Source organism: Paraburkholderia sp. CI2 (assembly GCF_014201055.1).
GTDB classification, from domain to species: domain Bacteria; phylum Pseudomonadota; class Gammaproteobacteria; order Burkholderiales; family Burkholderiaceae; genus Paraburkholderia; species Paraburkholderia tuberum.
Map to the genome: position 1 here is coordinate 70,603 of NZ_JACHDL010000012.1, position 25,296 is coordinate 95,898.

The following is a 25,296-nucleotide window of genomic DNA, read 5'->3' on the forward strand; positions in this document are numbered from 1 at the left end:
TCAGTGCGACAACAGCACCGGCACGGTCATCGACTCGAGCATCGTGCGCGTCGCGCCGCCCAGTACGACTTCGTGCAGACGCGAATGCGCGTAAGCGCCCATCACGATCATGTCGCAGCCGAGGTCGGCCGCCTGCGACAGCAGCGCGTCGCCGACCGGCGTGCCGTCCGCGACGCTCAGTTCGCGCACGTCGATCTTGACGCCGTGACGCGCGACGGTGAGTGCGATGTCGTCGCCCGGAACCGTGTCGCGCGGCGGACGATCGCCCGATGAATGAACCGTCAGCAGCGTCACTTTGGACGCGTGCGCGAGGAACGGCAGCGCGTCGTGGATCGCGCGGGTGGCTTCGCGGCTGCCGTCCCACGCGATCAGCACGTGGCGGCCGGGCGCCGCGAAGGTGCCGCCCGACGGCACCAGCAGCACCGGCCGCCCGGCCGACAGCACGACGTGCTCGACGAACTGTTCGGCGACGAACGCCTCGGGGTCGGTCGGGTCGGTCTGCCCGAGCACGATCAGATCGGCGAGACGCGCATAGGGCGGCACCACGTCGTTCGCGTAGCCGTTCGCGGCGATCCAATGACCGTCGACGTTCGCGCGCGCGAGTTCCGCACGAAACAGCCGCTCCAGCGCGCTGGCACGCTCGTGCCGCAGGCGCTCGTGCTCCGCGTAGTAGTCGGCGGTGCCGGCCATCACGAAGAACGCGTGCCGCGGTGGCACGTACGTCGAAAACAGGCCGGTCAGCGTCGCATGAAAGCGGTGTGCGAGCTGCAATGCGATTTCGAGGCGCGGATGTGCACGAACGCTCGTATCGAGGTGAACGAGAATGCTTTTGTAGCTCATCGCCAAAGCTCCGTGACAGAAACGCGGGGAAACGGGCGCAAGCAGGCTCGAGCCCGTCGTCAAATGGAGTCTAAGGGCCCGGCGGCCGCGGCTGTTGATGCAGATCAAGCGGGGGCCGCCGCGCGCTCAAATTACAGTAGCAGGCGCGCTCGACGGTTTGCAACCGCGCCTGGCAATCCTATGCTGTGCTCTGGAGGGCAGCGATCATGGTTGCCGAATCCGATGCGCCGCCCGGGCGCCCCGCTTCACCGTGGACCTCGACGGCGTCCGGACCGCCCGAAGGCTGGCTCGACTACGCGGCGGCGTATCAGACCGCACAGGGCGAGGCACACGAGTACGCCGAGCGGTGCTTCGCCGACTGGAGCAAGTCGATCGCTTTCGTCGCGCAGCGCGAGGCGGACTGGTTCGGCGAGGCCAACCGCGCTTGCGCCGCCTGGTATGCGTGGTGGCAGGCGGTGTACGGCATCGCGCCAGGCGTCGCGCCGCTCGCGGGCGGCCTGAGCGCATGGTGGTGGAGCTCGCAGAACGCGCTGCCGTTCGCGGGCGTCGTTTAGCCGCGCGCGCCGGCAAGGCCGGCGCGCGCACCGTCAATGGCAGACACGGCAAGGAGGAGTTCAGATGGGAACGGATCGCGTGGCATTGGTCACAGGCGGGATGGGCGGTTTGGGCACGGCGGTCAGCCGGGCGCTTCATGACGCGGGCATGACGGTCGCGGTGACGCACTCGACGCACAACGATCACGTGTCGACATGGCTGCAGCACGAGCGCGACACGGGGCGCGACTTTCACGCTTACGAAGCCGACATCGCCGACTTCGATTCATGCGCGCGCTGCGCGCAACGCGTGCTGACCGAACTGGGCGCGGTAGACGTGCTGATCAACAACGCGGGCATCACGCACGACACGAGCTTCGCGAAGATGAGCAAGGAGCACTGGGACGCCGTGCTGCGCACCGATCTCGATGGCCTGTTCAACATGAGCAAGCCGCTGTTGCCCGGCATGCTCGAGCGGCGCCACGGCCGCATCGTCAACGTGGGGTCGGTCAACGGTTCGCGCGGCGCCTACGGGCAAACCAATTATTCAGCTGCCAAAGCGGGCGTGCACGGCTTCACGAAGGCACTTGCGCTCGAAACCGCGAAGTACGGCGTCACGGTGAACACGGTGTCGCCCGGTTATCTCGCGACCGCGATGGTCGAAGCGGTGCCGCGCGAGATCCTCGACACGAAGATCCTGCCGCAGATTCCGCTCGGCCGGCTGGGACGTCCGGACGAGGTGGCGGCGTTGATCGCGTTTCTATGCTCAGAGGAGGCGGCTTTTATCACCGGTGCGGACATTGCGATTAACGGGGGTATGCATATGCAGTGAGGGTGCTCGCCTTCACCGCGCTTGACCCACGTCAATGACCGCCTTTCTGGCAAGAACAGGATAAGCCCCATCGCAGGCGCCTGGACCCTGAGTCTGCGCGCAACAGGTTCGATCGACACTCGCAAGGGGAGGCGAAGATGGGCATCGACATGCAGATCGTCTACCTTGGCTTTGCGGGTGCCGCTCCGCTCGAAGCGGAAGCTGGTGCGCAACTGGTGCGTCTCGCGCGGTTTGGCGCGCTCGTGTCGCACTGCCATCTCGCCATCGAGGCGTTGCGTCCGGGATCGGCGCATCCGCTGTATGACGTGAGGCTGGATCTGGTCACGCCCGCGCACGAGCTCAAGCCCGTCGCGCACTGCACTGACGACGACGCCAAAGCGGCGATCCGTCGCGCGTTCGATGTGGCGGAAATGACCCTCGAAACAGCGATCGGCACCGAGCGTGGGAACTGACGAACTTGCGTCGTGACGTGACGCTCGGCGTTCGTCAGATGCGGACTGCTGACGTTTTCCCCGGCCACCTCACGCCGATTTGCGGTTTGCCGAACCCCTGGCCGCGCGGCGCGGCCGGCAAACCTTCAACGCGGCGTGCTCGACATCGCGCCAGAATTCGCAGAGCCCCGGATGAACCGCATCGCGCCAACGCGGCCCGATGAAGAGGTCGTAGTGATTGCACTGCTCGATGGTGAGCTGCCGCGCGGCTCGCATCGGCGATGCATCGCACAGCGCATGCGCGCAATGCGTTTGCCCCGCGCCCGTGATCTCGTCGCTGTCACCCTCGATCGTGCACAGCGGGGTATCGCGCAGCGCGGCGATTCGTACCCGGCGCCCGGCGACCGACCACAGATCGCGCGGCAACAGATGTTCGTGAAACACCACCCGAAGCATGTCGAGGAAGTAGCACTCCGCCATGTCGAGCACCGCGGCATATTCGTTTGCCGAGCGCAGCGCCTGCTGCGCACCGGGCATATCGCCGGCGAGCCATCGGGACCAGTAATCCGCTTCGAGTCGCAACTGCCGCTCCGGATGCGCGGCAAAAATCGCGGTCTGCTGGATGAAGCCCGGATACACGAGACGCCCCGCGCCGCAATAGGGCGGTGGAACGATATCGATCGCATGGTCGTGAAACCACTCGAGCGAATGGGAACTGGCGAAGCGGTCGGTGATGGTCGGGTTCAAACGGGTATCGATCGGGCCGCCGAGTAGCGAGAGGCTCGCGATCGGCGCCGCCTCGTCCATGGCGAGCAGCGCCGCGGCGCCGAGCGCAGGCACGCTCGCCTGACAGATCGCGATCACATGAACCGGCGAACCGAACGCGCGGGCGGCGCCGACGAAGCTTTCGAGCGCCTGCACGTAGTCGTCGAGCGATAGCGGGCCCGCTTCGCGCGGCACGTCGCGCGCGTCGGCCCAATCGGTCACGAACACGTCACGTTCCTCGAGCAGCGTTTCGGCGGTCTCGCGCAGCATGACTGAGTGATGTCCGGCGAGGGGCGCGCACAACAGCACCGGCAGTTTTGCGTCGGTAGGGGGTGTAGAGGGGGTGCGCTTGAACCTGAGCAGCGCGCCGAGCGGCAAGGAGGCGACGACGCTTTCGTCGACGGTAACGCGGCTACCGTTGTCGGCAACGGAGTGGATCGCGAATGTCGGCGTTCGTTCGAAAGCGCAGGCGGATCTCAGCAGCCAGTTGCTGAGCGCGTCGGCCGCCTGTTCCGGGCCGAGCCAGCCCGCTTGCGGGCGCGGCCCCGACTCCGGTTCGGACAGAACTCCCCCGACCATCGCGCGCGCGAGGCGTTGCTGTGCATCGATGAAGGCGTACCACATGATGAACTCCGACATTCGTCGATCATGAGGGCAGCGTTGCCGCACCGGCACGAACTCATGACGCGGATACCGTCGCAAAGCTTACCGCGAAACGTCGGGGCGAGGGGCGCGAAATCGGTGCACGCGGCGCGCTAAGCACGCCGCGTGCAAGAGGCGTTGCGCGTTTTCCCGGCAGGGTTTTCACGCGATGGCGTGCGTCTGAAACGGAGCTGAAAGTATCGGGGAAAGCGAACGACGTCGAGCGTGACTCATGGTTCGTGTTGACGGTTGACGTGGATCAACGAGAGAGGCGTTGCGGGTCATTACGCTGACGATGCCAGTCGCTCGCGACAACCCCGAGGAGCATCCAATGGCCATATCAGCAAACGCGCAGGAAGGAACCTGGTCCGTGAGCGTCGAGACGCGGGAGGCGCAGGAAGGCGGGTTTCTGTCGACGATCCATGTCAAACATGTGTCGCCCGAGGGTGACTTCGAACGCACCTTTCATCAGTCGCGGGTGTTCGCCGTGGAAAGAGAAGCGGTACTCGAAGGCTTGCGCGAAGGCATGACGTGGATCGCGCTGAAGACGACGCGGACCATCGGGGTGTAACGGCGCACCGCGCCTCGCGTGCTCGCCGCAACAGGCAACGCGTGCGAGGTAGCGGCGCTCAAGCGTCGCGATGCGTATCTTCAGATTCCGCTCGTCGGATCGACACGTGTCGCGGGATCGCTTTCGACGACACTGCGCGTCGCTTCCCAGTACGGTTCGCGATGATAGAACTGATGGACCGACGTCCCCCATGCGCGATCGGCCATCGCCGGCCAATGGTCCTTGTCGAAGCCCGGCGAGCTTTTCACCTGCTCGGCCGTGGCGTCCAGCTGGAAGCACTTGCGGTCCGTGTCGAGCGTCAGCGAACGCCACGGGATCGCGTGCAAGGTCCCGCCGATGCCGAGAAAAGCGCCCTCCGTCAGCACCGCATACGCGATGCGGCCGCTGCGCACGTCGAGCATGATATCGGAGATTTTGCCGAGGTCCTGGCCATCGGAAGAGATCACCTTGTTGCCGTCGAGCGTCGCGGCGGCCATGACCTCGGGTCCGGGACCGTCGCCGACGCCGCTGCCGGCGATACGTGCGCCGGCGCTGGGCTGTACGGGAGTCGCGGAGGCGTTCGAGTCGAGAGGATCGAGCGGGTTCATGTCGAAACTCCTGATTTCCACGGAATACCTGCCGTTTGCAAGACCCGTACCCGAGACCGGATTCGAAGACTAGAATAAAAACAGGCCGTGTCGAGACGGCTGCGCTGCGCCCGGATAGGGGGAGCGATCATGCGTTGTGGAATCGTTGGTCTATGCACTGGCGTGGCGGGCGTATGTGTGTTGTCTGGCTGCGTCTATTACGGTCCTTATTCGTACTATCCGGGAGCCGGTGGCTATTACGCCTGCACCAGCGCCACTGCCGCTGGCCCCGCGCAAGCATCGTCCGGCAACGCGCCTGTGCCGGCGAGCGGTACGGCGGCCGCGAATGCGGCGCCAAACGACTTGCCGTTGTCGGGACAGAATTGCACGTACGTCGCGGTACCTGCGCCTGCCTATTACGGCTATCCCGGGTATTACGGTTATCCCGGCTATTACGGCTATCCCTATGGCTATTCATGGCCGGGCTACTACGGATGGTGGGGACCGTCAGTGGTGATCGGAGGCTACTGGGGCGGTGGCTATGGCCGTGGCGGCTATTACGGCCACTGGCACGGAGGACATGGCGGGCACGGGCATTGAGCAGCCAGCACGCCAGCCAACTACGAAAACGTCTCCGGATAAAGATCCTCGCTCATGTCGAGATTGCCAGTCTGCGCGTAGATCAGCGGGTCGCCGTCCGCGCCGGCTAGCGCGCCATCGACGACACGCCCAACTATCAGCCGATGATCTCCCGCCTCGATGTCGCCGGTCACCCGGCAGTCGAAATGCGCGAGCGCATCGAGCAGCAGCGGCGCGCCGGTCACGCCGGTACGCCAGCGAGCCACCGCGAGCTTGTCGACGGCTCGGTCCGACTGCGTGCCGAAGTGCTCGGCGAGCTTCTGTTGATCCGCGCGCAACACGCTGATCGCGAACACCGCGCCGCTGCGCAGGAGTTCGTACGATTCATGCTCGGGACTGATGCCGAGCGCGATCAGCAATGGTGCAAACGAAACCTGCATCACCGAGCTTGCGGTGAACGCATTGCGGCGCTCGCCGTCCGCTACGCCGATCACATACACACCCGCAGTCAAATGCCGGAAAAGCTGCGCGATCCAATTGCTCATAGGGCCTTCTGGATAAAATTTCGTCGCGTGTTGCATGCCTGTGCGGCTGCTCCGGAAGATGCAAAACTTAAATATTGAATCGATATAAACATATCGAAATAGAATGAATCTCAGCGCGGTTGTTCGTCGCCAAGATCGGCAGGTGGGGCGTCTGTTTCGGCTTCACATCGGAGAAGGCTTTTTCGAAGCGGTAGAAACGGCCCTCGTGATCGAACGGCCGCTCTTCGGTCCAGGCCCGCGGAAGCAGACGTGACGCGGTGCACGCCTGTGGGACGAATTCAGGCTATCACCGGCTTATGCAAACGATAAATGTTCGGGGCGACCAAAAGCTTTGCACCAAGCGAGTGCGGCCGGCGACCTGAACATCAGTATCGCCCTGCGGCCCGGCGACACGAACAGCCTGATGGCGTCGCTGAAAGCCATGTGCGACGCCCTGGTGCGGGTCGTATCAGAGGTGCGCGAGAACGCCGAAGGTGTCGCGACTGCGAGTGCGCAGATCGCACAAGGCAATCTGGATCTGTCGAGTCGCACGGAGCAACAGGCGGCGTCGCTCGAAGAAACGGCTTCCAGCATGGAGGAACTGACTGCGGCGGTCCGCCACAACACGGACAATGCAACCCAGGCTGCCACGCTCGCGGGTACCGCCTCGAGCGTCGCGCAACATGGCGGCGAGATCGTCGGGCGCGTGGTCGACACAATGCGTGACATCTCCACCAGCTCGGCCACGATGTCCGAGATTATCGGCGTCATCGAAGGTATCGCCTTCCAGACCAATATCCTCGCGCTGAACGCAGCGGTCGAAGCGGCCCGCGCGGGAGAACAGGGGCGGGGCTTCGCTGTCGTTGCGGGCGAAGTCCGCACGCTCGCGCAGCGCAGTGCGACTGCCGCGAAGGAAATCAAGGAGTTGATCTCGGACTCTGTCAGCCGGGTGGAGGCAGGCTCGATGCTCGTCGAAGAAGCGGGCGGTGCGATCAAGGAAATCGTGCAGTCAGTGAAGCGCGTGACCGACATCGTGGGCGAAATCTCGTCGGCATCGAGCGAGCAAAGCACCGGTATCGAACAGGTCAATCAGGCAGTCAACCAGATGGACCAGGTCACACAGCAAAACGCTGCGCTTGTCGAAGAGGCGTCGGCGGCAGCCCAGACAATGGCCCGGCAAGCGGAAAGCCTGCGCAAGACGGTCGCTTTTTTCAAGGTCGATGGCGAGAAGGCTGCTTCATCGCGAGCGACGACGCAAGCGGCAGTACCGCAACGGACGGCCCTGAACCGCGCCCCGTCCTCTGCTGTAACCCCGGCAAAGGTTGCGAGGAGACCAGTCCCCTCTTCAGAAGGTCCGGTAGTCGTCGCCGCCGCGACTGAGACGGACTGGCAGAAATTCTGAGCGATTCCGACCGGTTCCGGGTGCTGGATGACGTCGATTCATACCGTCGGCGCGTGCCAGCCCCGCGGGAGTCGAGCGGGCGAAGATCCGCGATACACGTGCGCCGGATGGCTATCAATTCGCCGCGGCGACTGCCTCAGGCACGCAGGCAGCGTGGATGATCAACGGTGCAGCCAGGGCGTGTGATTGTGGACGGAGACACCCGTGCCCGCCGGTCAAGCGGGTTCGAGGAAATAGCGTGATGCGCGACTGCACTCGACGTGCAGCGCCTTGAATGTCGTCTCGCCGTCTCCGCGCACTGGCCATCGCCGATCTCGTCTCGCGCCGCTCCGACATGCAGCGCGTGACGGGCAGATGCGCAGCGGTGAGATTCGATTAACGGTAACTCGTGAGATCGTAATCAAAACTATGGGATCAAACGCTCCGCTCAATGTCTCGACAATGGTTGTGAACTCGTTGGAGTCCGTCGGAATAGACCACGTGTTCCTGGTCCCGGGAAAACTGATCTATCCGCTGCTGGACGCAATCGACAACTCCCCTTTGACTCGCGGAATCGTCGGCGCTCATGAGACTGGCAGTGCTTTCATGGCCGATGGCTATGCCCGCGCCAGCCGGAAATTCGGCGTTTGCGCAGGGATTTCCGGCCCAGGCACGATGAATTTCGTTCCCGGCATGGCAGCCGCTCACGCAGACCGGATTCCGATGCTCTATATTGCCGGCGGGATCTCGTCGCATGCGGAAGGCAAAGGGGCGTTCCAGGATGCCACGCCCGGAGGCATTTTTGAAAGCGGCGTGGTCAGAAGTCTGGTGACGGATATCGTCGAGCTAAAGAACAAGGAAAATACTCAGGCCGAGATGCGTCGTGCGATCGAAGGGTTGAACTGGATGCGTCGAGCGCAGTCATTCATCAGTATCCCCGTAGACGTTCAAAAGCAGGATGTCCTGCCCGGTCAGGACGTGGCACGGCAACCCTACGCTCACCGCGAATTTAACGCATGCGAAGTGCCCGCGAACCGCGCCGCTCTGGATGCGCTGTGCGATCAGTATCTGTTTCAGTCGAAGAGAGTCGCGTTTCTGGTCGGAAGTCGTGGCAATGATGCGGAAACTGCAAAGCTTCTTCTCGAGGTTGCCGAAGGCTTTCACATTCCAGTCGCAACGACACTATCGGGAAAAGGTGCATTTCCCGAGCAACATGCCCTTGCACTGGGTGTGTACGGATTTTCAAGTCATTCGCGCGCTGCACGGGCGATCAACTCCGACGAACTTGATGTACTAGTCGTGTTTGGTAGCGACCTGAACCAGCGAGACAGCATGAACTGGAGCAGGAGGCTGACAGGGGGGAAGGAGCTATTTATCTTTGATGACAGCTTCGATTCACCGGCGATGGGGCACATTTCGCGTCAAGGAATCTTCTCCGGAATTTCCGCGAGCTTCCGGTTGCTGGCCTAGAAAGCCGCGGACAACCCTCCCGGGCTGCCGCAAGCACTGCAAAGAAGAAAGGGGTGGATTGCCGAGATCAACGACACCCCCCTGTACGACCACCGGTTTGAGCAGTTAGGAGCCCGAGTTTCCAGCGGTGACGAAGCGCTATATCCTGGAGACGTAGTTAAGCACTTGTGCCGGATGCTGCCGAAGGACAGCAACGTCGTGGTGGATTCCGGAGCCCACCGCATCTTCATGGCCCATTACTGGCTGTCGTCAGGTAAGGGCAACTACTTTTCGTCGAGCTCGCTCGCCCCGATGGGCTGGGCCATCGCAGCCGGAATCGGCGTCAAGCTTGCAGCCCCGGAACGCCCGTGTGTCGTGGTGACCGGCGATGGGTGCATGATGATGCACGGCATGGAGATTCAGACCGCGGCTCGATACCGAGTCAAGGTGATCTATGTGGTTCTGAACAACGCCGCACATGGCGCAATCCATATCGACGCTATCAGGAGTGGTTCGATTTCAGAGCAGTTCACCAAATTGCCCTGTCATAGCTGGTCGGCTTTTGCATCGTCGATCGGTGTGGCCGCGCGCGCGGTTGAGCGCATCGACGAGCTTGATGGTGTATTGAGTGAAGCTTGTCAATATGACGGCCCCTTTCTGATTGAAGTCATCACCGGAGTTTTTCCCGCGCCGAACCGGTACTATGCAGAAGCCGAAGCCTGTCCGTGAGATTCCATCCCTCAACGCGACAAAGCCAACCGCATTGAACGCCGCGCCGCGGTTGTCAACGAAATGTCATTCGAACCGCCTAAGTTTAGACGTTCGGGCCGATGGCAAGGCTCGACGCGGCGATGGGCACGCCGGGCCTGCGGAGTGCGCAAGAGAGGGATCGCGGCGCGTAGCTTGCTGCAACCATTGAACCGGTCAGTCAATCTCGTGGAGGCAAACCATGCTGTTAAAACGCGGAATTGCAGTTCTTGCCGTTGCTCTACCGCTCGCGGCCGCGCAAGCGCAAACCGTCGACATCACCGGGGCGGGCAGCACTTTTGCGGCCCCGATCTATAACAAGTGGGCTGACGCGTACCATAAGGCGGGAGGCGGCAAGGTCAACTACCAAGGCATCGGTTCAGCGGGCGGCGTCAAGCAGATCATCGCGAAGACCGTTGATTTCGCAGGTACCGATGCGCCGATGAAGGACGACGAACTGGCGAAGACTGGCCTGTTCCAATTCCCGACCGTGGTCGGCGGCGTCGTGCCGGTCGTGAACCTGCCCGGCGTGAAGCCGGGTCAACTCATTCTGTCGGGTGCCGTGCTTGGCGACATCTATCTGAACAAGATCAAGAAATGGAACGATCCGGCGATCGCCGCGCTGAATCCGGGTATGAAGCTGCCAGATACGGACATCGCCGTGGTGCGCCGCGCCGACGGTTCGGGCACGAGCTTCATCTGGACGAACTTTCTGTCGAAGGTGAACCCGGAGTGGAAGTCGAAGATCGGCGAAGGCACGACGGTGAACTGGCCGACCGGTACGGGCGGCAAGGGCAATGACGGCGTTGCCGCGTTCGTGCAACGCCTGCCGGGCGCGGTCGGTTACGTCGAGTGGGCATATGCGAAGCAAAACAACATGATCTACACCAGCCTGAAGAATTCGGCCGGTACCGTGGTTGCGCCGAAGACCGAAACCTTCAAGGCGGCCGCCTCGGGCGCGGACTGGAAGACGTCCTTCTACCAGATCCTGACGAACGAGCCCGGCAAGGACGCGTGGCCGGTCGTCGGCGCGACCTTCGTGCTGCTGCATGCGACGCAGGACAAGCCGGCGCAAGGCGCGGCAGTGCTGAAGTTCTTCGACTGGGCGTTCAAGAACGGCGAGCAGGCTGCCAGCGAGCTCGACTACATTTCGCTGCCGGATTCGGTCGTGTCGGAAATCCGCGCGCAATGGAGGACCAAGGTCAAGGACGCGTCGGGAAAACCGGTGTTTCAGTGAAGGTCTCGATGCCACCCGCCTCAAACAGCTTGTAAGCGATCATGGAGGAAGTCAATTGACTCGGGTCAATTGACTGACGCATAGAGGCGGGTAACGTGTGTGTGACGGTCCTTTATCACCGCACGCCCGGAGCAAGCCATGGTCACGCGCAACGTCGAGGATGTCATCAGGCAGATTGCCGCCGCTACCGACACTCCTGAGGAAACGGTCTCGCAGATGTACGCGCAGACGTGGATTGAATACAGCGAAGGTGCACGAATCACGGACTACCTGACGGTGCTGGTCGCTCGTCGTGTGCGGGACGACTTGCGTAGGCGGCAAGTGCGGGATTCGCTGGTATCTCTCGGACAAGCTGACTAATATTCTGCGTGTGGGCCCACCACGGTTCACGCGACTCCGGTCGGATTGCGGGCCGATGGCGTCCAACTTCCGCGGAAGGGGGACATATGACACCTTTGTCATTAAGTCGTCCGACACTGCGCGCGCTCTATCGCCGACATCCGTTTCAACACATCTCACCTTTCATCGCCGGATTGTCGTTGGCGCACGCGGCCTTTGCCGGTGGCGTGCTTCCGCAGGGCGGGCACTATGTTGCCGGGGCGGGAACCATCGCCGGTCAGGGCAACGCGATCACCGTCACGCAGCCGAACTCGACTCGCGGCGTGATCGACTGGACCAGCTTCTCGATCGGCAAAGGCAGCACCGTCAACTTCGACAACGGTTCGGGCGCAACGCTCAATCGCGTGACGGCCTGCGCGCCTTCCGCGATTCTCGGCAGCCTGAAGGCAACTGGCAGCGTGTATCTGATCAACCCGCAAGGCATCGTGGTGGGTCGTAGCGGGACTATCACTACCGGCGGACGATTCGTTGCTTCAACGCTCGATCTGCCGAACACACCCTTCGTGAATGGCGGGACGCTGACGCTCACGGGCACATCGAATGGCAATGTGGTGAATCTCGGCAAGATCAGTTCCAGCGGAGGCGATGTTTTCCTCATTGCACGCGGTGTCGTGGTCAATGCGGGCTCGGTCAGCGCACCGAACGGCACCGCGGAATTCGTCACGGGGCAGCAAGTGGCGTTGCTCGAATCGTCGGGCAGCAGGCAGGTATTCGTGCAGATAGGCAGCACAGGAACCGTGATAGATCGCGGTGCCACGCAAGCCGCGCAGATCAATCTGGAAGCGGCCGACGGGAATATCTATGCCCTTGCAGGTGGTGGCTCGCGTATCCGCGCGACGGGCACGGCGATGCGCGGCGGCCACATCTGGCTGGTCGCCGACAACGGGCACGTCACGCAGCAAGGCACGATCGCCGCGACGAATGCCGACGGCAGCGGCGGCACCGTCGATACGCTTGCCGACACACTCACGCTGGCGCATGGCGCCCGCGTGCGAGCAGGGCTTTGGAACGCGTCGACGCCAAACTTCACGATCGATCGCGGCACAGCCGACGCTTTCATGCGCAGTCTGAACGCCGGCACATCCGTCGATGCAACCGCGACCGGCACGAACGGCGCAAGCGGCGACATGACGGTTGCGTCGAATCTCAACTGGCGAGGACCGGCGTCGTTATCGCTCGCGGCTTTTGGCAACGTGACGATCGCACCTGCGACGATGCTCAGGAGCACCGGCAGTGGCAACCTGAGTTTGCGGGCCGACGCGATGGGCATCGATAACGCAGCCAGCGTGACCAACCGCGGCACGATCGACTGGTCGGTAAGTACTGGTTCGGTGAGTTCGTTCTATGACATGAACGGCAGCTACAGCTCAGGGACCATCCGCTCGAATACCGCGTGGACTGCCGCGCCCTATAGCGGTCTTCTGACGCAAGTGACCGGCTACAAGCTCGTCAATTCGCTTTCCGACCTGCAGAACATATCGCTCGATCTGACCGGCAACTATGCGCTCGGCAAGGATATTAACGCGAGTGCGACAAATCTCTCTTCCACTCCCGCCGGCGGCGTCGACTTCATCTCGCTCGGCAGCGCGGCAACACCTTTTTCAGGCCAGTTCGACGGCATGGGACATGTGATCGACCACTTCAGTCAGCAGGAGTATTACTCGCCGTCGGGTACCCGGTCGCTTGGCCTGTTCGGCGAAATCGGGAGCACGGGCGTCGTACGCAACGTCGGCATGACGAACAGCGAACTTACGGCCATCTTCGACATTTCGTTCAACGATCCCATCTCTGTCACGTACGGCATACTGGCCGGCCGGAACCAGGGGTTGATCACCTACGCATATACGACCGGCCTGCGCACGTCGCCCCACTATGGGAACGTTCCGATCGGCGGTTTGGTGGGCACCAATGATGGTCTCATCGAGCGCTCGTGGAGCAGCGTTTCAGTGAATGATGCCGGCGAGGCAGGGGGGCTCGTCGGCGTCAACACCGGCCGGATCGTTCAATCATTTACTACTGCGGATGTTAGCGGAGATGTGCGAATGGAACCGGGCGGACTCGTCGGCATCAACAGTGGCACGGTGTCACAGTCTTATGCCGCCGGCAGGGTGTTAGGGCTTTTTGCGGCTGGCGGATTGGCGTTCGCAAATAGCGGCGTGATCGAGCAGTCGTTCGCGGTTGGTCCGGTGCTAGGACCTTCCTACCAAGGCCCGGGCTACGGCACTTACGGGGGAATCGTGGCATACGGCGCCAGCGGAACGATTGCGGGCAATGTCTACTGGGACAAAGAGACGACGACACGTACGGTGAGCACTGGAGACGTGTCGCAACTGCCCGCGTCAAACGGGTTCACGACTGCTCAAATGAGCAACCCGGCGAGCTTCGACGCATCGTGGGATTTCAGTCCAACCGGCGCGTGGGTCATGCCTGCCGGCGCGACCCACCCCATCCTGCGCTGGCAACTCGGCCAGTAAGCGCTGCTGTGAGGCCGCGGCAGCAGTACCGACGCGCGCCCGTGAACGTGCCCTGCTAGCTCGGCTCGTCCTTGCGTCTGACGATGCCAGACATAACGCGACATGGCGGCAGGCGCGCAATGTGCTTGGAGATAGACCCGTTGATCGCTTTTGCGGCGAGGGCGCCGTGTGCACCGCGCCATGCGCCGCTAGAAGTGCTGTCAGCGGATCATCGGAGCGCACGGTAAATCGTGCAGCGCAGGCAACCGGCGTCATTGGCCGAAACCACAAGGAGAAATCGATGACCCTGCTCATCTATCTGGTCGGATGGATCATTTTCATTGGCGGCGTCGCGTGGGGATTGATGGCGCTGCATGTCGCGCAGCACGTCATCGCAATCGTGGCCGTGATCCTGCTCGGCATTGCGGTGATTACGGGCGCCACGCGTGCGCGTAATCGCGATCGGTCGTCATAGCCATTGGCGTTTGCTTGTCGGATCCATCAGGTGAGAACGCTCATCACACGCCACGCTACGGCACGCTCGCGATGTACCATGTCTGCGTGAAATCTCGCGCTGGATATCGTGGAGTACATCATGGGAAGCGCATGGAAACGCCGCTTCAAACTGTTTATCCAGCGTTTCTGGCAGCCAACCAGCGCGTGCATGACCTGTATGCCGGGGAGCTGGGGCAACATCATGAGCCTCACGCACTGGGCGATCGCATTCAAAACCGGGCTGCTCACCGGTGTGCTCGCCCTGCTGCTCACCTTCACGCCGGCGGCGAAGTGGTACGGGAATCGCTATAGCAACGCACTGCTCGTCGGTTGCCTGACCGCTATCGGCGATGCCTACTCTCATTTCAGCCAGTACCGCTTTCATGTTCTCGAACACGTCGCGACGGGGGTCATGTCAGGCCTGTTCGCGCTCGCTGCGTCGTACCTGTTCGAGGACCGCGCGCGCCGCATACGCGCGGCGTGGTCGCGCTTGTTCGGATAATAAGACTTCGATCTCGAACATCGTGAGACCTCACGATGAGTGTTGCGCGTGACACGTTCGTGCCCGGATACATCGCGGTGAATTGTTCGCGTCAGTGCGGTGACGAAAGCAGTTTGAAGCGCTTCCACAGCTTCTTCAATGTCTGACGATCGGCAGCGACTCGTGACGCGAGGAAGCCGCGTGCGAAGGCCGCGCCCGAGGCTGCTTCCGGCGACGTTTTCAACAACGACTTCAGAAGCTGATCGGCGACGACGGCATCGTTGCGCCAGCCGAGATCATCCTGAAGCGCGGTGAGCGCGTCGACATAATGGCGAACGGCCTGCTTCGGGCATAGCGACGCAAAGAACTCGGTGGCGTATCGAACTTTTTTCGCCGCGATGCGGGCGCGGTGACGACGGTGATCGTCCAGATCGGCCAAACCCTTGCCACGTTTGATCAGTTTCTTGTGCCGACGACACAGGACATCGGCGGCGAATGACTTCACCGGGCCGTTGATTGCGTTGCGCTGTTCGTCGGACATCTCATCTCGCCAACCTTTGCGGTTCACCCAAAGCGCGAACTGGAGCGCGAGCCGCGTGTAGCGAACCGACTCGACCGCGGCAGCCGCGCGCTGCCGGTTGTTGACGGCAATCTGCTCGCACGCCTTTCTGACGGGCCGGATCTCGTCCGCATTGCCGTCGGCGCCGGCATGGTCGAGCGTCGATCCCGCAAGCACTTCCCAGTCGCGCGCGCCACCGAGTTCCAAGGCAATCCAGCGCAACTCCTCGTCGAATCCGGACGAGGCGGGGATGACCTTCGCAAACAGGTCGAGAGCCGAACGCAAGCGACGAAGTCCCACGCGCATCTGATGGACGCTCGATGGATCGTGGCCCGACACGACGCCCCGTTCATTCGCGTGGACCTGGTCCAGACAGTTGCGCACAATCACGCAGAACGCATCCTCGACCGAATCGCGTTTGTTCAGTCGCACTGGTTGCGCTTTCACGGCCTCGGTGTGCTCGTCAATGAGCAGTGCATACCCGACATCTGCCTTGCTGCGATGATCGATACGCAGCGGCACAGTTTCGAGCATTTCCAGCGCGACGCGGTACAGCACATCCGGATTGCCCTGTTTCAGTTCCAGTTCCACCGCGGCGATCTGCACTGATCCAGAATCCGCCTCGACGCTTCCTTCGTCGAGAGCAAGCTCGAGTTCGTCTCCGGACGGCTGGCGCAGCACAAACGCTGACCGGTTGATCCGCGTGACGAACACCGGCTTCAGTTGGGCCGCAACGGTCTCGTCGCGAATCAGCTTTCCGCAGTCGCTGTCGTCGGGGATCTGGTCGTACAGCAGCGTCAGATCGGGCGCGTCGCTATTCACGGGCATCTCGAACTCGTCCCGCTCGAACAACCCCGCCTTGGCCGATCCTTCGCGCTTCAGCGTCTGGATTTTGTCGTTGCCGACGGTGCGCACGCGCAGCGAAGCCCCGCACCAGTGAAATGAAAAATCGGGCGTGTCGAAATAGGTGCTCGTCAGCAGGTGAGGCGTTCCCGCTGTGGCTTCTGATTGCGCAAGCATCGACGCGTTACGCAATTTGCCGAGATCTTCATTCGCAACGCGCAGCTTCAGCTCCCGTTCCATGCTGCCTCCGAAATGAGCACCAGACTGTCAGACTACACCGGATTGCCTGGAGCGCGTCACGGCCGATCGTCCCCAGCGGCCTCAGATAAAAGTCGTACACGGAAAAAGTGGATGAGACGGTGGACGAGCCTGGCGCGAATGCCTGAACACGTTGGGACATCTTGATTAGGAAATGATCATTTCCTATAATCGCCGTATGACTACACGCAACCATGCTGCCAGACAGCCACGTGCTCCAGGTCGTCCACGCGAATTCGACATGGACGTCGCGCTGGACGGCGCAATCCAGATTTTTCGCGAGCGCGGTTATCAAGGGACGTCTCTTGGCGACCTTGGGTCCGCGATGGGGCTCACGGCCGGCAGTATCTACAAGGCGTTCGCCGATAAGCGAGCGGTATTCCTTGCCGCGCTCGAGCGCTACATCCATCTACGAAATGGCCAGTTGCAGAGCCTGCTCGACGCGGAGCAGACCGGCCGCGACAAGGTACGGGCCATTCTGCGGTTTTATGCTGAGTCTGCAATTGGCGAAGAGGGCAAGCGAGGCTGTCTCGTAGTCGGAAGTGCAGTCGACCTGCTGGCCTTCGATGATGAGGTCGCGAGTCATGTGGTCGCGTCTTTGCAGCGAACGGAGCGTCTGTTGTGTCGTTTGATCCGAGTGGGCCAGACAGACGGTTCGATCGCGTCCGCCGTGGATCCGGACGCTACCGGCCGCGCACTGCTGAGTCTGACGCAAGGTTTGAGAGTCGTCGGCAAAGTCGGGCGATCCCGGGCACACATGATGGCGGCGGCGGATCAGGCCATGCGTCTGCTGGACTAAGCACAGCAAGACATAGCATCGCATGACCTCCGCGTGCCGGTCACCCTATTAGGAAACGTCCATTTCCTAACATCATCCGCCAATGAGAAAAGCCGCTCAACGGTGTCATTCCCCAACCCAGAGGAGTTTCGTTCGTGAAAACACATCACTCGCCGGTGCCATCAGGGAGTTCCGGAATCGTAAGCACGTTGCCAGTAGCAAGACCCGTTGCGGGGCTAGCAGGATTCGAGCACAAGTTCGCGACCGTCGACGGACTGAGGCTGCACTACGTCACCGGTGGAAACCCACAGGGCGACGTGGTTGTGTTGCTCGCGGGCTTTCCCGAGAGCTGGTTCGCCTGGCGCAAAGTGATGGGACTGCTTGCAAAGACCTACCGAGTCGTCGCACCGGACCTTCCCGGACAAGGTGATTCGGATCGTCCGATGGACGGCTACGACACACAAACCCTTGCGAGCCATGTTCACGGTTTGCTCCAGCAACTGGGGATGACCCGGTACTTTCTTGCAGCACACGACATTGGAGCGTGGGTGGCTTTTCCTTACGCCGTAATGTTCGGCGACGAGGTCCGGCGACTCGCGCTGCTGGATGCGGGGATCCCCGGCGTGACGTTGCCTGATGCGTTGCCGAGCGCGCCCGAGCGTGCATGGCGTACCTGGCATTTCGCATTTCACGGGCTACCGGACCTGCCGGAAGTGCTGCTCGCCGGCAAGGAACGTGAATACCTCGACTGGTTTTTGCGGCGAAAGGCGGCCAATCCCGATACTTTCACTGACGCCGATATCGATGAATATCTACGCATTCTCAAGAAAGACGGCGGCTTACGCGCGGGCCTTGCGTATTACCGGGCCGCGCATGTGTCCGCCCAACAGAATGCAGAACTGAAGCAACGAGGCATGCTCGACCTGCCACTGCTGACGCTCGGTTCCGATCAAGGTTCCATCGCCGATATGGCAACACCTTTGAGAGCCTTTTTCACCGACGTCCAAGGCCGCACCATCAGTCACTGCGGGCACTTCATTCCAGAAGAACAACCGCGCGCGGTCGCCGACGAACTCACCGCGTTCTTTGGAAGCGCAGAGGGGTAACGGGGCTACGTGGGCGCAAGATGCCGCGCATGGCTCAGGCGATGGGGGCGTGCTGTAGGACGATCCATGCGGACCACACAAGCAACGCAATGCCGAGCGGCTTGCCGATGGAGCTGCCCCAGCGGAAATTCTTCTCGGCCGACATGATCGCGCCCAGCGCCAGCATCCAGCCGACGCTGCCAGTGCCGACCGCGAACATCAGCAGCATCAGGGCCCAACAGCAGCCGATGCAGAAAGCGCCGTGACTGATGCCGAGCGCAAAGCTCTCGCGACGCGCGCTCCTGCCGCGCCAATGCTCGGTGATGAACATCAGCGGCGAGCGGCATTTGTCGAGACATCGGTGCTTGAGGCTGCTGAACTGATAAAGGCCCGCGAGCGCGACGATCGCGGCGCCGATCAGCCAGCCGTTTGCAAGCAAGCTCGCAGACTGGTCCGCGACCAGATGGAGCGCCGCGTCGAAGCCGTGCGCGAGCACGCCGAACAGCGCCCACATCGTCACATAACCGACGATCAGAAGCGCCATCAGCGTGCGCCGGTTTGCGCGCGCGACGGTCATCTGCCGAAAGGTGTCGAAGAGCGGGAAGGCGGTCGGGAGCATCATCGCCGCGATCATCAGCAGCCATGCGACGCTGTGCAGCAATGCCGCAATCGTGAGGCTCGCGCCGGGCACCTCACGGCATATCGTGCCGACGAGCGGCAGTTCGGCCCAACTCGCATGACGCAGAAAACGCGCATAGGGCCCCGCGTCCCATATCCATAACGCGATCCACGCGCTGCCCGTCAATGCGACGAAGAGCGGCGCGAACAGCCGCGAGCGTGCGAGCATCTTCACGACGCGAAGCTGAACGATCCCTGAATGGCGTTATGTCCGGTCAAGGCGAGGTCGAGATCGAGCTTTTCGTGCCGCAGGCGGAATGCGTTCGCCTTGCCGACGAAAGCAGGGGAGCCGGGTATCGTCGAAAAGATGCTTTCGACCAGTTTGGTCGGCTCGCCGGTCGGGCCGCGATAGGGCTCCAACTCGGCCTCGATGGCTTCGCCGACTTTCATCCTGCCCTTGCCGTCGACGACCGCGTATTCGATCGGCGCGCGTTCCACGGACACGACTTCGCCGATCAACTGCACGAGATCCGCGAGGGGGCCACCGCGCTCGCCACGGTGCACGCTAACCAGGGCGTCGAATTGCGCGTCGCTCGCGCGCTCGTCGACGAACATCGCGACGCGCCAGCCGCCTTTGAGCACGTTGCCGGGAATGAACGCCGCGAACGCGATCGTCAGGCCCGATACATCGACGCCGTCGATCATGCCTTGCTCGTAGTGGTACGCAAGCGCGCTGCGGCAAACGCCGTTATCGGGATCTTCCCCGATCCAGCATGGACACAGCACCTTGCATTCACACACTTCGAGGATGCTGCCCATCAGTTGATAGCTCATTCGCGCCTCCGCTGCCGGTTGGATCCGGCCGGGAAGAACATCGCCGGACATCCTCTGTTGTAGCCGTTAAGCGGGCAGGAATCAAAGTGTTCGGGGCACTGCGAATGATTGAAGCGGCTTACACAGTCGGTGCTTTTGCGGTGCAGGAGGGGGCGCGGAGTCAGATTGGCGGTCCTGAAGCGCGTGGCGCATCGACGATTTTCGCGCGCAACTCTTATATAAGACATAAGACATTTGACCTTGGATGGGTATTGCAATTAAAATCGCGATCGAAGCAGTGCCCGGCACAGCTTGGAGTGCCTTAAAAGCCTTTCCCTGAAACGCAAATACCAGCAGGTCCCCCATGCTTGAAAATTTTCGTGCTCACGTGGCCGCACGCGCCGCGCTCGGTATTCCTCCCCTGCCGCTGACGGCTCAGCAGACCGCCGAGCTGGTCGAACTCCTGACGAACCCGCCCGCCGGCGAAGAGCAGACGCTGCTCGACCTGATCACCAACCGCGTGCCCGCCGGTGTGGACGAAGCCGCCCGCGTGAAGGCAGGCTTCCTCGCCGCCGTGGCCAACGGCCAGACCGCCTGCGCGCTGATCTCGCGCGCCCGTGCCACCGAACTGCTCGGCACGATGCTGGGCGGCTACAACATCCAGCCGCTGATCGAACTGCTGTCCGACGCCGAAGTGGGCACCGTGGCCGCCGACGCGCTGAAGAAAACCCTGCTGATGTTCGACCAGTTCCACGACGTCAAGGAACTGGCCGACAAGGGCAGCGCCAATGCGAAGGCCGTGATGCAGAGCTGGGCCGACGCCGAATGGTTCACGAGCCGTCCGGAAGTGCCGCAAAGCCTGACCATCACCGTCTTCAAGGTGACGGGCGAAACCAATACCGACGACCTGTCGCCGGCCCCGGATGCGACCACCCGTCCGGACATCCCGCTGCACGCACTGGCAATGCTGAAGAACGCGCGTCCCGGTATCACCCCGGAAGAGGACGGCAAGCGCGGCCCGGTCAAGTTCATCGAGTCGCTGAAAGAAAAGGGCCACCTGGTCGCGTACGTGGGCGACGTGGTCGGCACCGGCTCCTCGCGCAAGTCGGCCACCAACTCGGTGCTGTGGTTCACGGGCGAAGACATCCCGTTCATCCCGAACAAGCGCTTCGGCGGCGTGTGCCTCGGCGGCAAGATCGCCCCGATCTTCTACAACACGATGGAAGACGCCGGCGCTCTGCCGATCGAACTCGACGTGTCGCAGATGGAAATGGGCGACGTGGTCGAACTGCGCCCGTACGAAGGCAAAGCCCTGAAGAACGGCGCAGTGATCGCCGAGTTCCAGGTCAAGTCCGACGTGCTGTTCGATGAAGTGCGCGCCGGCGGCCGCATTCCGCTGATCATCGGCCGCGGCCTGACCGCCAAGGCACGCGAAGCGCTGGGCCTCGCCCCGTCGACGCTGTTCCGCCTGCCGCAGCAGCCCGCCAACAGCGGCAAGGGCTTCTCGCTGGCGCAGAAGATGGTCGGCCGCGCTTGCGGTCTGCCGGAAGGCCAGGGCGTCCGTCCGGGCACGTACTGCGAACCGAAGATGACCTCGGTCGGCTCGCAGGACACCACGGGCCCGATGACCCGCGACGAACTGAAGGACCTGGCGTGCCTCGGCTTCTCGGCCGATCTCGTCATGCAGTCGTTCTGCCACACCGCCGCTTATCCGAAGCCGGTGGACGTCAAGACCCACCAGACGCTGCCGAACTTCATCAGCAACCGTGGCGGCATCGCGCTGCGCCCGGGCGACGGCGTGATCCACTCGTGGCTGAACCGCATGCTGTTGCCCGACACCGTGGGCACCGGCGGCGACTCGCACACGCGCTTCCCGATCGGCATCAGCTTCCCGGCCGGTTCGGGTCTGGTCGCCTTCGCGGCCGCCACCGGCACGATGCCGCTGGACATGCCGGAATCGGTGCTGGTCCGCTTCAAGGGCAAGATGCAGCCGGGCGTGACCCTGCGTGACCTCGTCAACGCAATCCCGCTGTACGCGATCAAGCAAGGCACGCTGACGGTTGCCAAGCAAGGCAAGAAGAACATCTTCTCCGGCCGCATTCTCGAAATCGAAGGCCTGCCCGATCTGAAGGTCGAGCAAGCGTTCGAACTGTCGGATGCTTCCGCCGAGCGCTCGGCCGCCGGTTGCACGGTGCACCTGAACAAGGAGCCGATCATCGAATACCTGAACAGCAACGTCACGCTGCTGAAGTGGATGATCGCCCAGGGCTACCAGGATCCGCGCAGCCTGCAGCGCCGCATCAAGGCGATGGAGCAGTGGCTGGCCGACCCGCAACTGCTGTCGCCGGATGCCGACGCCGAATACGCAGCCGTCATCGAGATCGATCTCGCCGACATCCACGAGCCGATCGTGGCCTGCCCGAACGATCCGGACGACGTGAAGACGCTGTCCGACGTAGCCGGCGCGAAGATCGACGAAGTGTTCATCGGCTCGTGCATGACCAACATCGGTCACTTCCGCGCCGCGTCGAAGCTGCTGGAAGGTAAGCGCGACATCCCGGTCAAGCTGTGGGTGGCCCCGCCGACCAAGATGGACCAGAAGCAGCTGACCGAGGAAGGCCATTACGGCGTCTTCGGCACGGCTGGTGCGCGTACCGAAATGCCGGGCTGCTCGCTGTGCATGGGCAATCAGGCGCAGGTGCGCGAAGGCGCGACGGTCATGTCGACGTCGACCCGTAACTTCCCGAACCGCCTCGGCAAGAACACGAACGTGTACCTCGGCTCGGCGGAACTGGCGGCGATCTGCTCACGCCTCGGCAAGATCCCGACCAAGGAAGAGTACATGGCCGACATGAGCGTGCTCAACGCCAACGGCGACAAGATCTATCAATACATGAACTTCGACCAGATCGAGGACTTCAAGGAAGTCGCCGACGCCGTGACGATGTAAGTGTGCTGTCGGACTACGGCGTGTGGTTCGCGTCGTAGCGCCAGAAATGGCGCCGTGGGCTGAATGCCTGCGGCGCCATTTTTTTTCGGCGTTCGAGTCGAGGTCCGCGCGGGCCAGCCTCGCCGGGATCGCAGAGGAATCTCAGGGCCTGGCGATAGCCGATCCGCATCGCAAGACAAACCCCGCGACCTGGTCCAACGCGTATCGGGCGCTTGCAAGCTCGTCGGTCGAGCGCTGGAACGCGTGATGGAGTCCCTCGTAGATTTCCAACTGCACCGTGTTTCCCCGCTGCGCAGCGGCAGCCGCGTAGCGCCGGGCGTCGTCGAGCAGCAGTTCGTCCGTACCGACCTGAATGGCGATCGGCGGCAGATGTGCGGGAACGTGGTACAGCGGCGACGCGCGTCGGTCCGCGGGATCGGCTGACCCAAGGTACGCGGCGGCGGCATCGGCGAGTATGGGTAGGGGTAAGGATTCGTGCGGAAATGCGTAACATCACCCGGAGAAGCTCGTCGTTCAAGCTTTTCGCCCGGATGCAGTTATGCAAACAACGAGTCTGGCAGCTGTCCCAATTGAAGCTGTCGAGAAAACTGCCCGCAGTGGCAAGCCCCGTCGGGCGGGATGTTGTCCCGTTCAAAGTAATCTTTAACTGGGACATCGTTTCGATCGTACGCATTTTCGCACGAATCCTTACCCCTACCCAGGCACCTTCAGTGTGCCAGTGTGGCCTTCGATGTCGCTGACGTTGTTCGAGTCCCCCTCGATATGGATGAGGGTGCAGGCTGCGCAGAAGACGGCGCATAGAACGATAAACAGACGGCGCATGGCGGACCTCGCTGTAAAGCGGCTTGACTGATCCGCCATATCACGCCGACCCTGCAGGGTCAACGCGAGCTTAGTCCATCATCGGACGGAGTACAACGCACAGACGACCTTGAGCAGTTCTGAGTATCTGGAGCCGGGGAGGACCTCGATGCCTCCCGCCGCACCCACTTTTGACGGTTACCTAGACCTAGGTGTCGATAAAGCTCCTAAGGTTTCGCGACTGGCGAAGGCAACGCGATACCGCGCGAAGCCATCACTCGACGCAGAACATCCGGATAGTCGGTGATCAATCCATCTACCTTCGCATCGATCAGATAGTTCATCGTTGCGGGGGCATCGACCGTCCACGGAATGACTTTCATTCCCGCAGCGTGAGCGCGGGCAACCAGTTCTGGCGTTGTATAAGGAACGTATCCCTCTTGGCCGTACACACCGTTTTGCGGGTCGCCCGCGACCGGCGATATCGCATCGGCGCCGAACGAGGCAGCGGCCTTAACAAGATCACCACCGAATTGCGGGTCATCGATATCGATCCCTCCAAGCCATGGCGAGGCCCCGGGGACTCCGACCTGAAGGAACTGTTGACCATTGGTAAGTGCGACAATCGGGAGGGTCGGTTCGAGCTTACGGACCAGCATCAGTGCCCCCCAGTCAAAACTCTGAATGGTGATCTGGCGCGTGAGTCCTGAAGCACGGATCTCGTCCAGCACCGTACGCACGAATATGTCGCGCGGCGCAGTTTCGGATGGCGCTCCAGCTTCCACCTTGATTTCAACGTTCATCATGACCTGATCCGCCTTATACGACTTCACAAGATCGAATACTTCCCGCAACGTAGGCATCCGAGCTCCCGGTTCCAGTCGCTGAGTGGGGAAGTCGCTTTGTCTGAGCGAGCCGCAATCCAGCGTCTTGACCTGGGCGAGAGTCAACTCCTTGATATAACGTCCGACGTAGGGGTACAGAGGATCACCCTGCGTAACAGGCCCAGTGTCCAGGCATTTGTTTTTCGAGACCTGACGGTCGTGGGTGACTACCGCGATGCCGTCACTGGTAATTTGCGTGTCGAGTTCGAGTGTGGTGACACCGGTCTCCAGTCCGCTCGCAAACGATTGCAGCGTACTTTCCACAACAAGGCCCAGACCTCCGCGGTGCGCCTGCAAGTCGAACTGGCGCGGCTGGAAAAACAGATGCTGCGTGGGATCAACCGAGGCGACTTTGTCACTGCCACCACCGCAACCGCCTAGCAATGCCGACACGGCACAGACGAACAATCCCCGCTTGATATTACTTTTTGTCACGACTGGGCTCCCTTAAAAGAAGCCGGGAGTTTCCGTTATGATTATGTAATATATATTATGAGATGAAAGAATTGAGGCGTCGCTGCAGTTCCGTAGCGGCTTGGGTAGGGGTAAGGATTCGTGCGAAAATGCGTACGATCGAAACGATGCCCCAGTTAAAGATTACTTTGAACGGGACAACATCCCGCCCGACGGGGCTTGCCACTGCGGGCAGTTTTCTCGACAGCTTCAATGGGGACAGCTGCCAGACTCGTTGTTTGCATAACTGCATCCGGGCGAAAAGCTTGAACGACGAGCTTCTCCGGGTGATGTTACGCATTTCCGCACGAATCCTTACCCCTACCCCT

Annotated in this window: 24 protein-coding genes and 2 pseudogenes; 16 read left to right on the forward strand and 10 right to left on the reverse strand. The window is 62.0% G+C overall.

Translation table 11 applies throughout. The features are described 5' to 3' along the window. A complete protein-coding gene (locus HDG32_RS18130; protein ID WP_184069548.1) occupies positions 1 to 840 on the reverse strand; it encodes a universal stress protein in 840 nt (279 codons plus the stop codon). 206 nt (positions 841 to 1,046) lie between these two features. Between HDG32_RS18130 and HDG32_RS18135 the strand changes: the two genes are divergently transcribed. From HDG32_RS18135 to HDG32_RS18145, 3 genes are all read left to right on the forward strand, one after another. Next, positions 1,047 to 1,394 (forward strand): polyketide synthase, encoded by a 348-nt coding sequence (locus HDG32_RS18135; RefSeq protein ID WP_221307785.1) that lies wholly within the window; start codon positions 1,047 to 1,049, stop codon positions 1,392 to 1,394. A gap of 64 nt (positions 1,395 to 1,458) precedes the next feature. Beyond that, positions 1,459 to 2,205, forward strand: coding sequence for an acetoacetyl-CoA reductase (phbB, locus tag HDG32_RS18140; protein WP_184069550.1), 747 nt, complete (start codon positions 1,459 to 1,461; stop codon positions 2,203 to 2,205). 137 nt (positions 2,206 to 2,342) lie between these two features. Next, positions 2,343 to 2,657: a hypothetical protein gene (locus HDG32_RS18145; protein WP_184023903.1), complete on the forward strand. Its 315-nt coding sequence runs from the start codon at positions 2,343 to 2,345 to the stop codon at positions 2,655 to 2,657. A gap of 69 nt (positions 2,658 to 2,726) precedes the next feature. On the opposite strand, the gene phaZ is transcribed toward HDG32_RS18145, so the two are convergent. Then, complete coding sequence (gene phaZ / locus HDG32_RS18150; protein WP_184069552.1) at positions 2,727 to 4,025, reverse strand: polyhydroxyalkanoate depolymerase; 1,299 nt, start codon at positions 4,023 to 4,025, stop codon at positions 2,727 to 2,729. 349 nt (positions 4,026 to 4,374) lie between these two features. On the opposite strand from phaZ, the gene HDG32_RS18155 reads away from it, so the two are divergent. Further along, a complete protein-coding gene (locus HDG32_RS18155; protein ID WP_184069554.1) occupies positions 4,375 to 4,614 on the forward strand; it encodes a hypothetical protein in 240 nt (79 codons plus the stop codon). Between the two features lie 80 nt (positions 4,615 to 4,694). Here HDG32_RS18155 and HDG32_RS18160 read toward each other — a convergent pair whose 3' ends face one another. After that, complete coding sequence (locus HDG32_RS18160) at positions 4,695 to 5,201, reverse strand: PRC-barrel domain-containing protein (RefSeq protein ID WP_184069556.1); 507 nt, start codon at positions 5,199 to 5,201, stop codon at positions 4,695 to 4,697. Between the two features lie 129 nt (positions 5,202 to 5,330). On the opposite strand from HDG32_RS18160, the gene HDG32_RS18165 reads away from it, so the two are divergent. After that, positions 5,331 to 5,780 (forward strand): hypothetical protein, encoded by a 450-nt coding sequence (locus HDG32_RS18165; protein WP_184069558.1) that lies wholly within the window; start codon positions 5,331 to 5,333, stop codon positions 5,778 to 5,780. Positions 5,781 to 5,800: 20 nt separating this feature from the next. Here the strand turns inward: HDG32_RS18165 and HDG32_RS18170 are convergent, their stop codons facing one another. Together HDG32_RS18170 and HDG32_RS36470 are read right to left on the reverse strand one after the other, a co-directional pair. Further along, positions 5,801 to 6,304: a flavin reductase family protein gene (locus tag HDG32_RS18170; protein WP_184069560.1), complete on the reverse strand. Its 504-nt coding sequence runs from the start codon at positions 6,302 to 6,304 to the stop codon at positions 5,801 to 5,803. Positions 6,305 to 6,437: 133 nt separating this feature from the next. Beyond that, positions 6,438 to 6,551, reverse strand: a pseudogene (locus HDG32_RS36470) (alkanesulfonate monooxygenase); the annotation flags it as partial. A 93-nt stretch (positions 6,552 to 6,644) separates the two neighbouring features. On the opposite strand from HDG32_RS36470, the pseudogene HDG32_RS18175 reads away from it, so the two are divergent. The 8 genes and pseudogenes from HDG32_RS18175 to HDG32_RS18205 form a co-directional block, all read left to right on the forward strand. After that, positions 6,645 to 7,685, forward strand: a pseudogene (locus HDG32_RS18175) (methyl-accepting chemotaxis protein); the annotation flags it as partial. Positions 7,686 to 8,126: 441 nt separating this feature from the next. Further along, the gene (locus tag HDG32_RS36475; RefSeq protein WP_260336521.1) at positions 8,127 to 9,134 is read left to right on the forward strand and encodes a thiamine pyrophosphate-binding protein; all 1,008 of its coding nucleotides are present in this window, start codon (positions 8,127 to 8,129) and stop codon (positions 9,132 to 9,134) included. Positions 9,135 to 9,308: 174 nt separating this feature from the next. Continuing rightward, on the forward strand, positions 9,309 to 9,842 hold the full coding sequence (locus HDG32_RS36480) for a thiamine pyrophosphate-dependent enzyme (protein WP_260336512.1): 534 nt from the start codon (positions 9,309 to 9,311) through the stop codon (positions 9,840 to 9,842). Between the two features lie 220 nt (positions 9,843 to 10,062). Continuing rightward, entirely contained in the window at positions 10,063 to 11,097 is a 1,035-nt protein-coding gene (gene pstS / locus HDG32_RS18185) for a phosphate ABC transporter substrate-binding protein PstS (RefSeq protein WP_184069561.1), read from the forward strand. Between the two features lie 138 nt (positions 11,098 to 11,235). Further along, complete coding sequence (locus tag HDG32_RS18190) at positions 11,236 to 11,457, forward strand: DUF3562 domain-containing protein (RefSeq protein WP_184023913.1); 222 nt, start codon at positions 11,236 to 11,238, stop codon at positions 11,455 to 11,457. An 86-nt stretch (positions 11,458 to 11,543) separates the two neighbouring features. After that, complete coding sequence (locus HDG32_RS18195) at positions 11,544 to 13,970, forward strand: filamentous hemagglutinin N-terminal domain-containing protein (protein WP_184069563.1); 2,427 nt, start codon at positions 11,544 to 11,546, stop codon at positions 13,968 to 13,970. 280 nt (positions 13,971 to 14,250) lie between these two features. Then, positions 14,251 to 14,424, forward strand: a complete 174-nt coding sequence (locus HDG32_RS18200) for a hypothetical protein (protein ID WP_184069565.1) — start codon at positions 14,251 to 14,253, stop codon at positions 14,422 to 14,424. Between the two features lie 120 nt (positions 14,425 to 14,544). Beyond that, positions 14,545 to 14,946, forward strand: coding sequence for a hypothetical protein (locus HDG32_RS18205; RefSeq protein WP_184069567.1), 402 nt, complete (start codon positions 14,545 to 14,547; stop codon positions 14,944 to 14,946). Between the two features lie 91 nt (positions 14,947 to 15,037). On the opposite strand, the gene HDG32_RS18210 is transcribed toward HDG32_RS18205, so the two are convergent. After that, positions 15,038 to 16,567 (reverse strand): CYTH and CHAD domain-containing protein, encoded by a 1,530-nt coding sequence (locus tag HDG32_RS18210; RefSeq protein WP_184069569.1) that lies wholly within the window; start codon positions 16,565 to 16,567, stop codon positions 15,038 to 15,040. Between the two features lie 259 nt (positions 16,568 to 16,826). Here HDG32_RS18210 and HDG32_RS18215 point away from each other — a divergent pair, with 259 nt between their 5' ends. Together HDG32_RS18215 and HDG32_RS18220 are read left to right on the forward strand one after the other, a co-directional pair. Further along, complete coding sequence (locus tag HDG32_RS18215) at positions 16,827 to 17,384, forward strand: TetR/AcrR family transcriptional regulator (RefSeq protein ID WP_184069571.1); 558 nt, start codon at positions 16,827 to 16,829, stop codon at positions 17,382 to 17,384. A 134-nt stretch (positions 17,385 to 17,518) separates the two neighbouring features. After that, positions 17,519 to 18,469, forward strand: coding sequence for an alpha/beta fold hydrolase (locus HDG32_RS18220; protein WP_184069573.1), 951 nt, complete (start codon positions 17,519 to 17,521; stop codon positions 18,467 to 18,469). Between the two features lie 34 nt (positions 18,470 to 18,503). Here the strand turns inward: HDG32_RS18220 and HDG32_RS18225 are convergent, their stop codons facing one another. Continuing rightward, positions 18,504 to 19,295, reverse strand: a complete 792-nt coding sequence (locus HDG32_RS18225) for a DUF2182 domain-containing protein (protein ID WP_184069715.1) — start codon at positions 19,293 to 19,295, stop codon at positions 18,504 to 18,506. A gap of 2 nt (positions 19,296 to 19,297) precedes the next feature. Next, on the reverse strand, positions 19,298 to 19,900 hold the full coding sequence (locus HDG32_RS18230; protein WP_184069575.1) for a DUF1326 domain-containing protein: 603 nt from the start codon (positions 19,898 to 19,900) through the stop codon (positions 19,298 to 19,300). Between the two features lie 343 nt (positions 19,901 to 20,243). Here HDG32_RS18230 and acnB point away from each other — a divergent pair, with 343 nt between their 5' ends. Continuing rightward, positions 20,244 to 22,829 (forward strand): bifunctional aconitate hydratase 2/2-methylisocitrate dehydratase, encoded by a 2,586-nt coding sequence (gene acnB / locus HDG32_RS18235; protein ID WP_184069577.1) that lies wholly within the window; start codon positions 20,244 to 20,246, stop codon positions 22,827 to 22,829. Positions 22,830 to 22,970: 141 nt separating this feature from the next. Here acnB and HDG32_RS18240 read toward each other — a convergent pair whose 3' ends face one another. Further along, positions 22,971 to 23,285: an alpha/beta hydrolase fold domain-containing protein gene (locus tag HDG32_RS18240; RefSeq protein ID WP_311540091.1), complete on the reverse strand. Its 315-nt coding sequence runs from the start codon at positions 23,283 to 23,285 to the stop codon at positions 22,971 to 22,973. A gap of 572 nt (positions 23,286 to 23,857) precedes the next feature. Continuing rightward, on the reverse strand, positions 23,858 to 24,949 hold the full coding sequence (locus HDG32_RS18245) for a glycerophosphodiester phosphodiesterase (RefSeq protein ID WP_311540086.1): 1,092 nt from the start codon (positions 24,947 to 24,949) through the stop codon (positions 23,858 to 23,860). Positions 24,950 to 25,296: the final 347 nt, after the last annotated feature.

Coding starts and splice junctions, on each gene's coding strand:
- HDG32_RS18130 (WP_184069548.1), bottom strand. CDS start 840: ATGAGCTACAAAAGCATTCTCGTTCACCTCGATACGAGCGTTCGTGCA.
- HDG32_RS18135 (WP_221307785.1), top strand. CDS start 1,047: ATGGTTGCCGAATCCGATGCGCCGCCCGGGCGCCCCGCTTCACCGTGG.
- phbB (WP_184069550.1), top strand. CDS start 1,459: ATGGGAACGGATCGCGTGGCATTGGTCACAGGCGGGATGGGCGGTTTG.
- HDG32_RS18145 (WP_184023903.1), top strand. CDS start 2,343: ATGGGCATCGACATGCAGATCGTCTACCTTGGCTTTGCGGGTGCCGCT.
- phaZ (WP_184069552.1), bottom strand. CDS start 4,025: ATGTGGTACGCCTTCATCGATGCACAGCAACGCCTCGCGCGCGCGATG.
- HDG32_RS18155 (WP_184069554.1), top strand. CDS start 4,375: ATGGCCATATCAGCAAACGCGCAGGAAGGAACCTGGTCCGTGAGCGTC.
- HDG32_RS18160 (WP_184069556.1), bottom strand. CDS start 5,201: ATGAACCCGCTCGATCCTCTCGACTCGAACGCCTCCGCGACTCCCGTA.
- HDG32_RS18165 (WP_184069558.1), top strand. CDS start 5,331: ATGCGTTGTGGAATCGTTGGTCTATGCACTGGCGTGGCGGGCGTATGT.
- HDG32_RS18170 (WP_184069560.1), bottom strand. CDS start 6,304: ATGAGCAATTGGATCGCGCAGCTTTTCCGGCATTTGACTGCGGGTGTG.
- HDG32_RS36475 (WP_260336521.1), top strand. CDS start 8,127: ATGGTTGTGAACTCGTTGGAGTCCGTCGGAATAGACCACGTGTTCCTG.
- HDG32_RS36480 (WP_260336512.1), top strand. CDS start 9,309: ATGCTGCCGAAGGACAGCAACGTCGTGGTGGATTCCGGAGCCCACCGC.
- pstS (WP_184069561.1), top strand. CDS start 10,063: ATGCTGTTAAAACGCGGAATTGCAGTTCTTGCCGTTGCTCTACCGCTC.
- HDG32_RS18190 (WP_184023913.1), top strand. CDS start 11,236: ATGGTCACGCGCAACGTCGAGGATGTCATCAGGCAGATTGCCGCCGCT.
- HDG32_RS18195 (WP_184069563.1), top strand. CDS start 11,544: ATGACACCTTTGTCATTAAGTCGTCCGACACTGCGCGCGCTCTATCGC.
- HDG32_RS18200 (WP_184069565.1), top strand. CDS start 14,251: ATGACCCTGCTCATCTATCTGGTCGGATGGATCATTTTCATTGGCGGC.
- HDG32_RS18205 (WP_184069567.1), top strand. CDS start 14,545: ATGGGAAGCGCATGGAAACGCCGCTTCAAACTGTTTATCCAGCGTTTC.
- HDG32_RS18210 (WP_184069569.1), bottom strand. CDS start 16,567: ATGGAACGGGAGCTGAAGCTGCGCGTTGCGAATGAAGATCTCGGCAAA.
- HDG32_RS18215 (WP_184069571.1), top strand. CDS start 16,827: ATGGACGTCGCGCTGGACGGCGCAATCCAGATTTTTCGCGAGCGCGGT.
- HDG32_RS18225 (WP_184069715.1), bottom strand. CDS start 19,295: ATGCTCGCACGCTCGCGGCTGTTCGCGCCGCTCTTCGTCGCATTGACG.
- HDG32_RS18230 (WP_184069575.1), bottom strand. CDS start 19,900: ATGAGCTATCAACTGATGGGCAGCATCCTCGAAGTGTGTGAATGCAAG.
- acnB (WP_184069577.1), top strand. CDS start 20,244: ATGCTTGAAAATTTTCGTGCTCACGTGGCCGCACGCGCCGCGCTCGGT.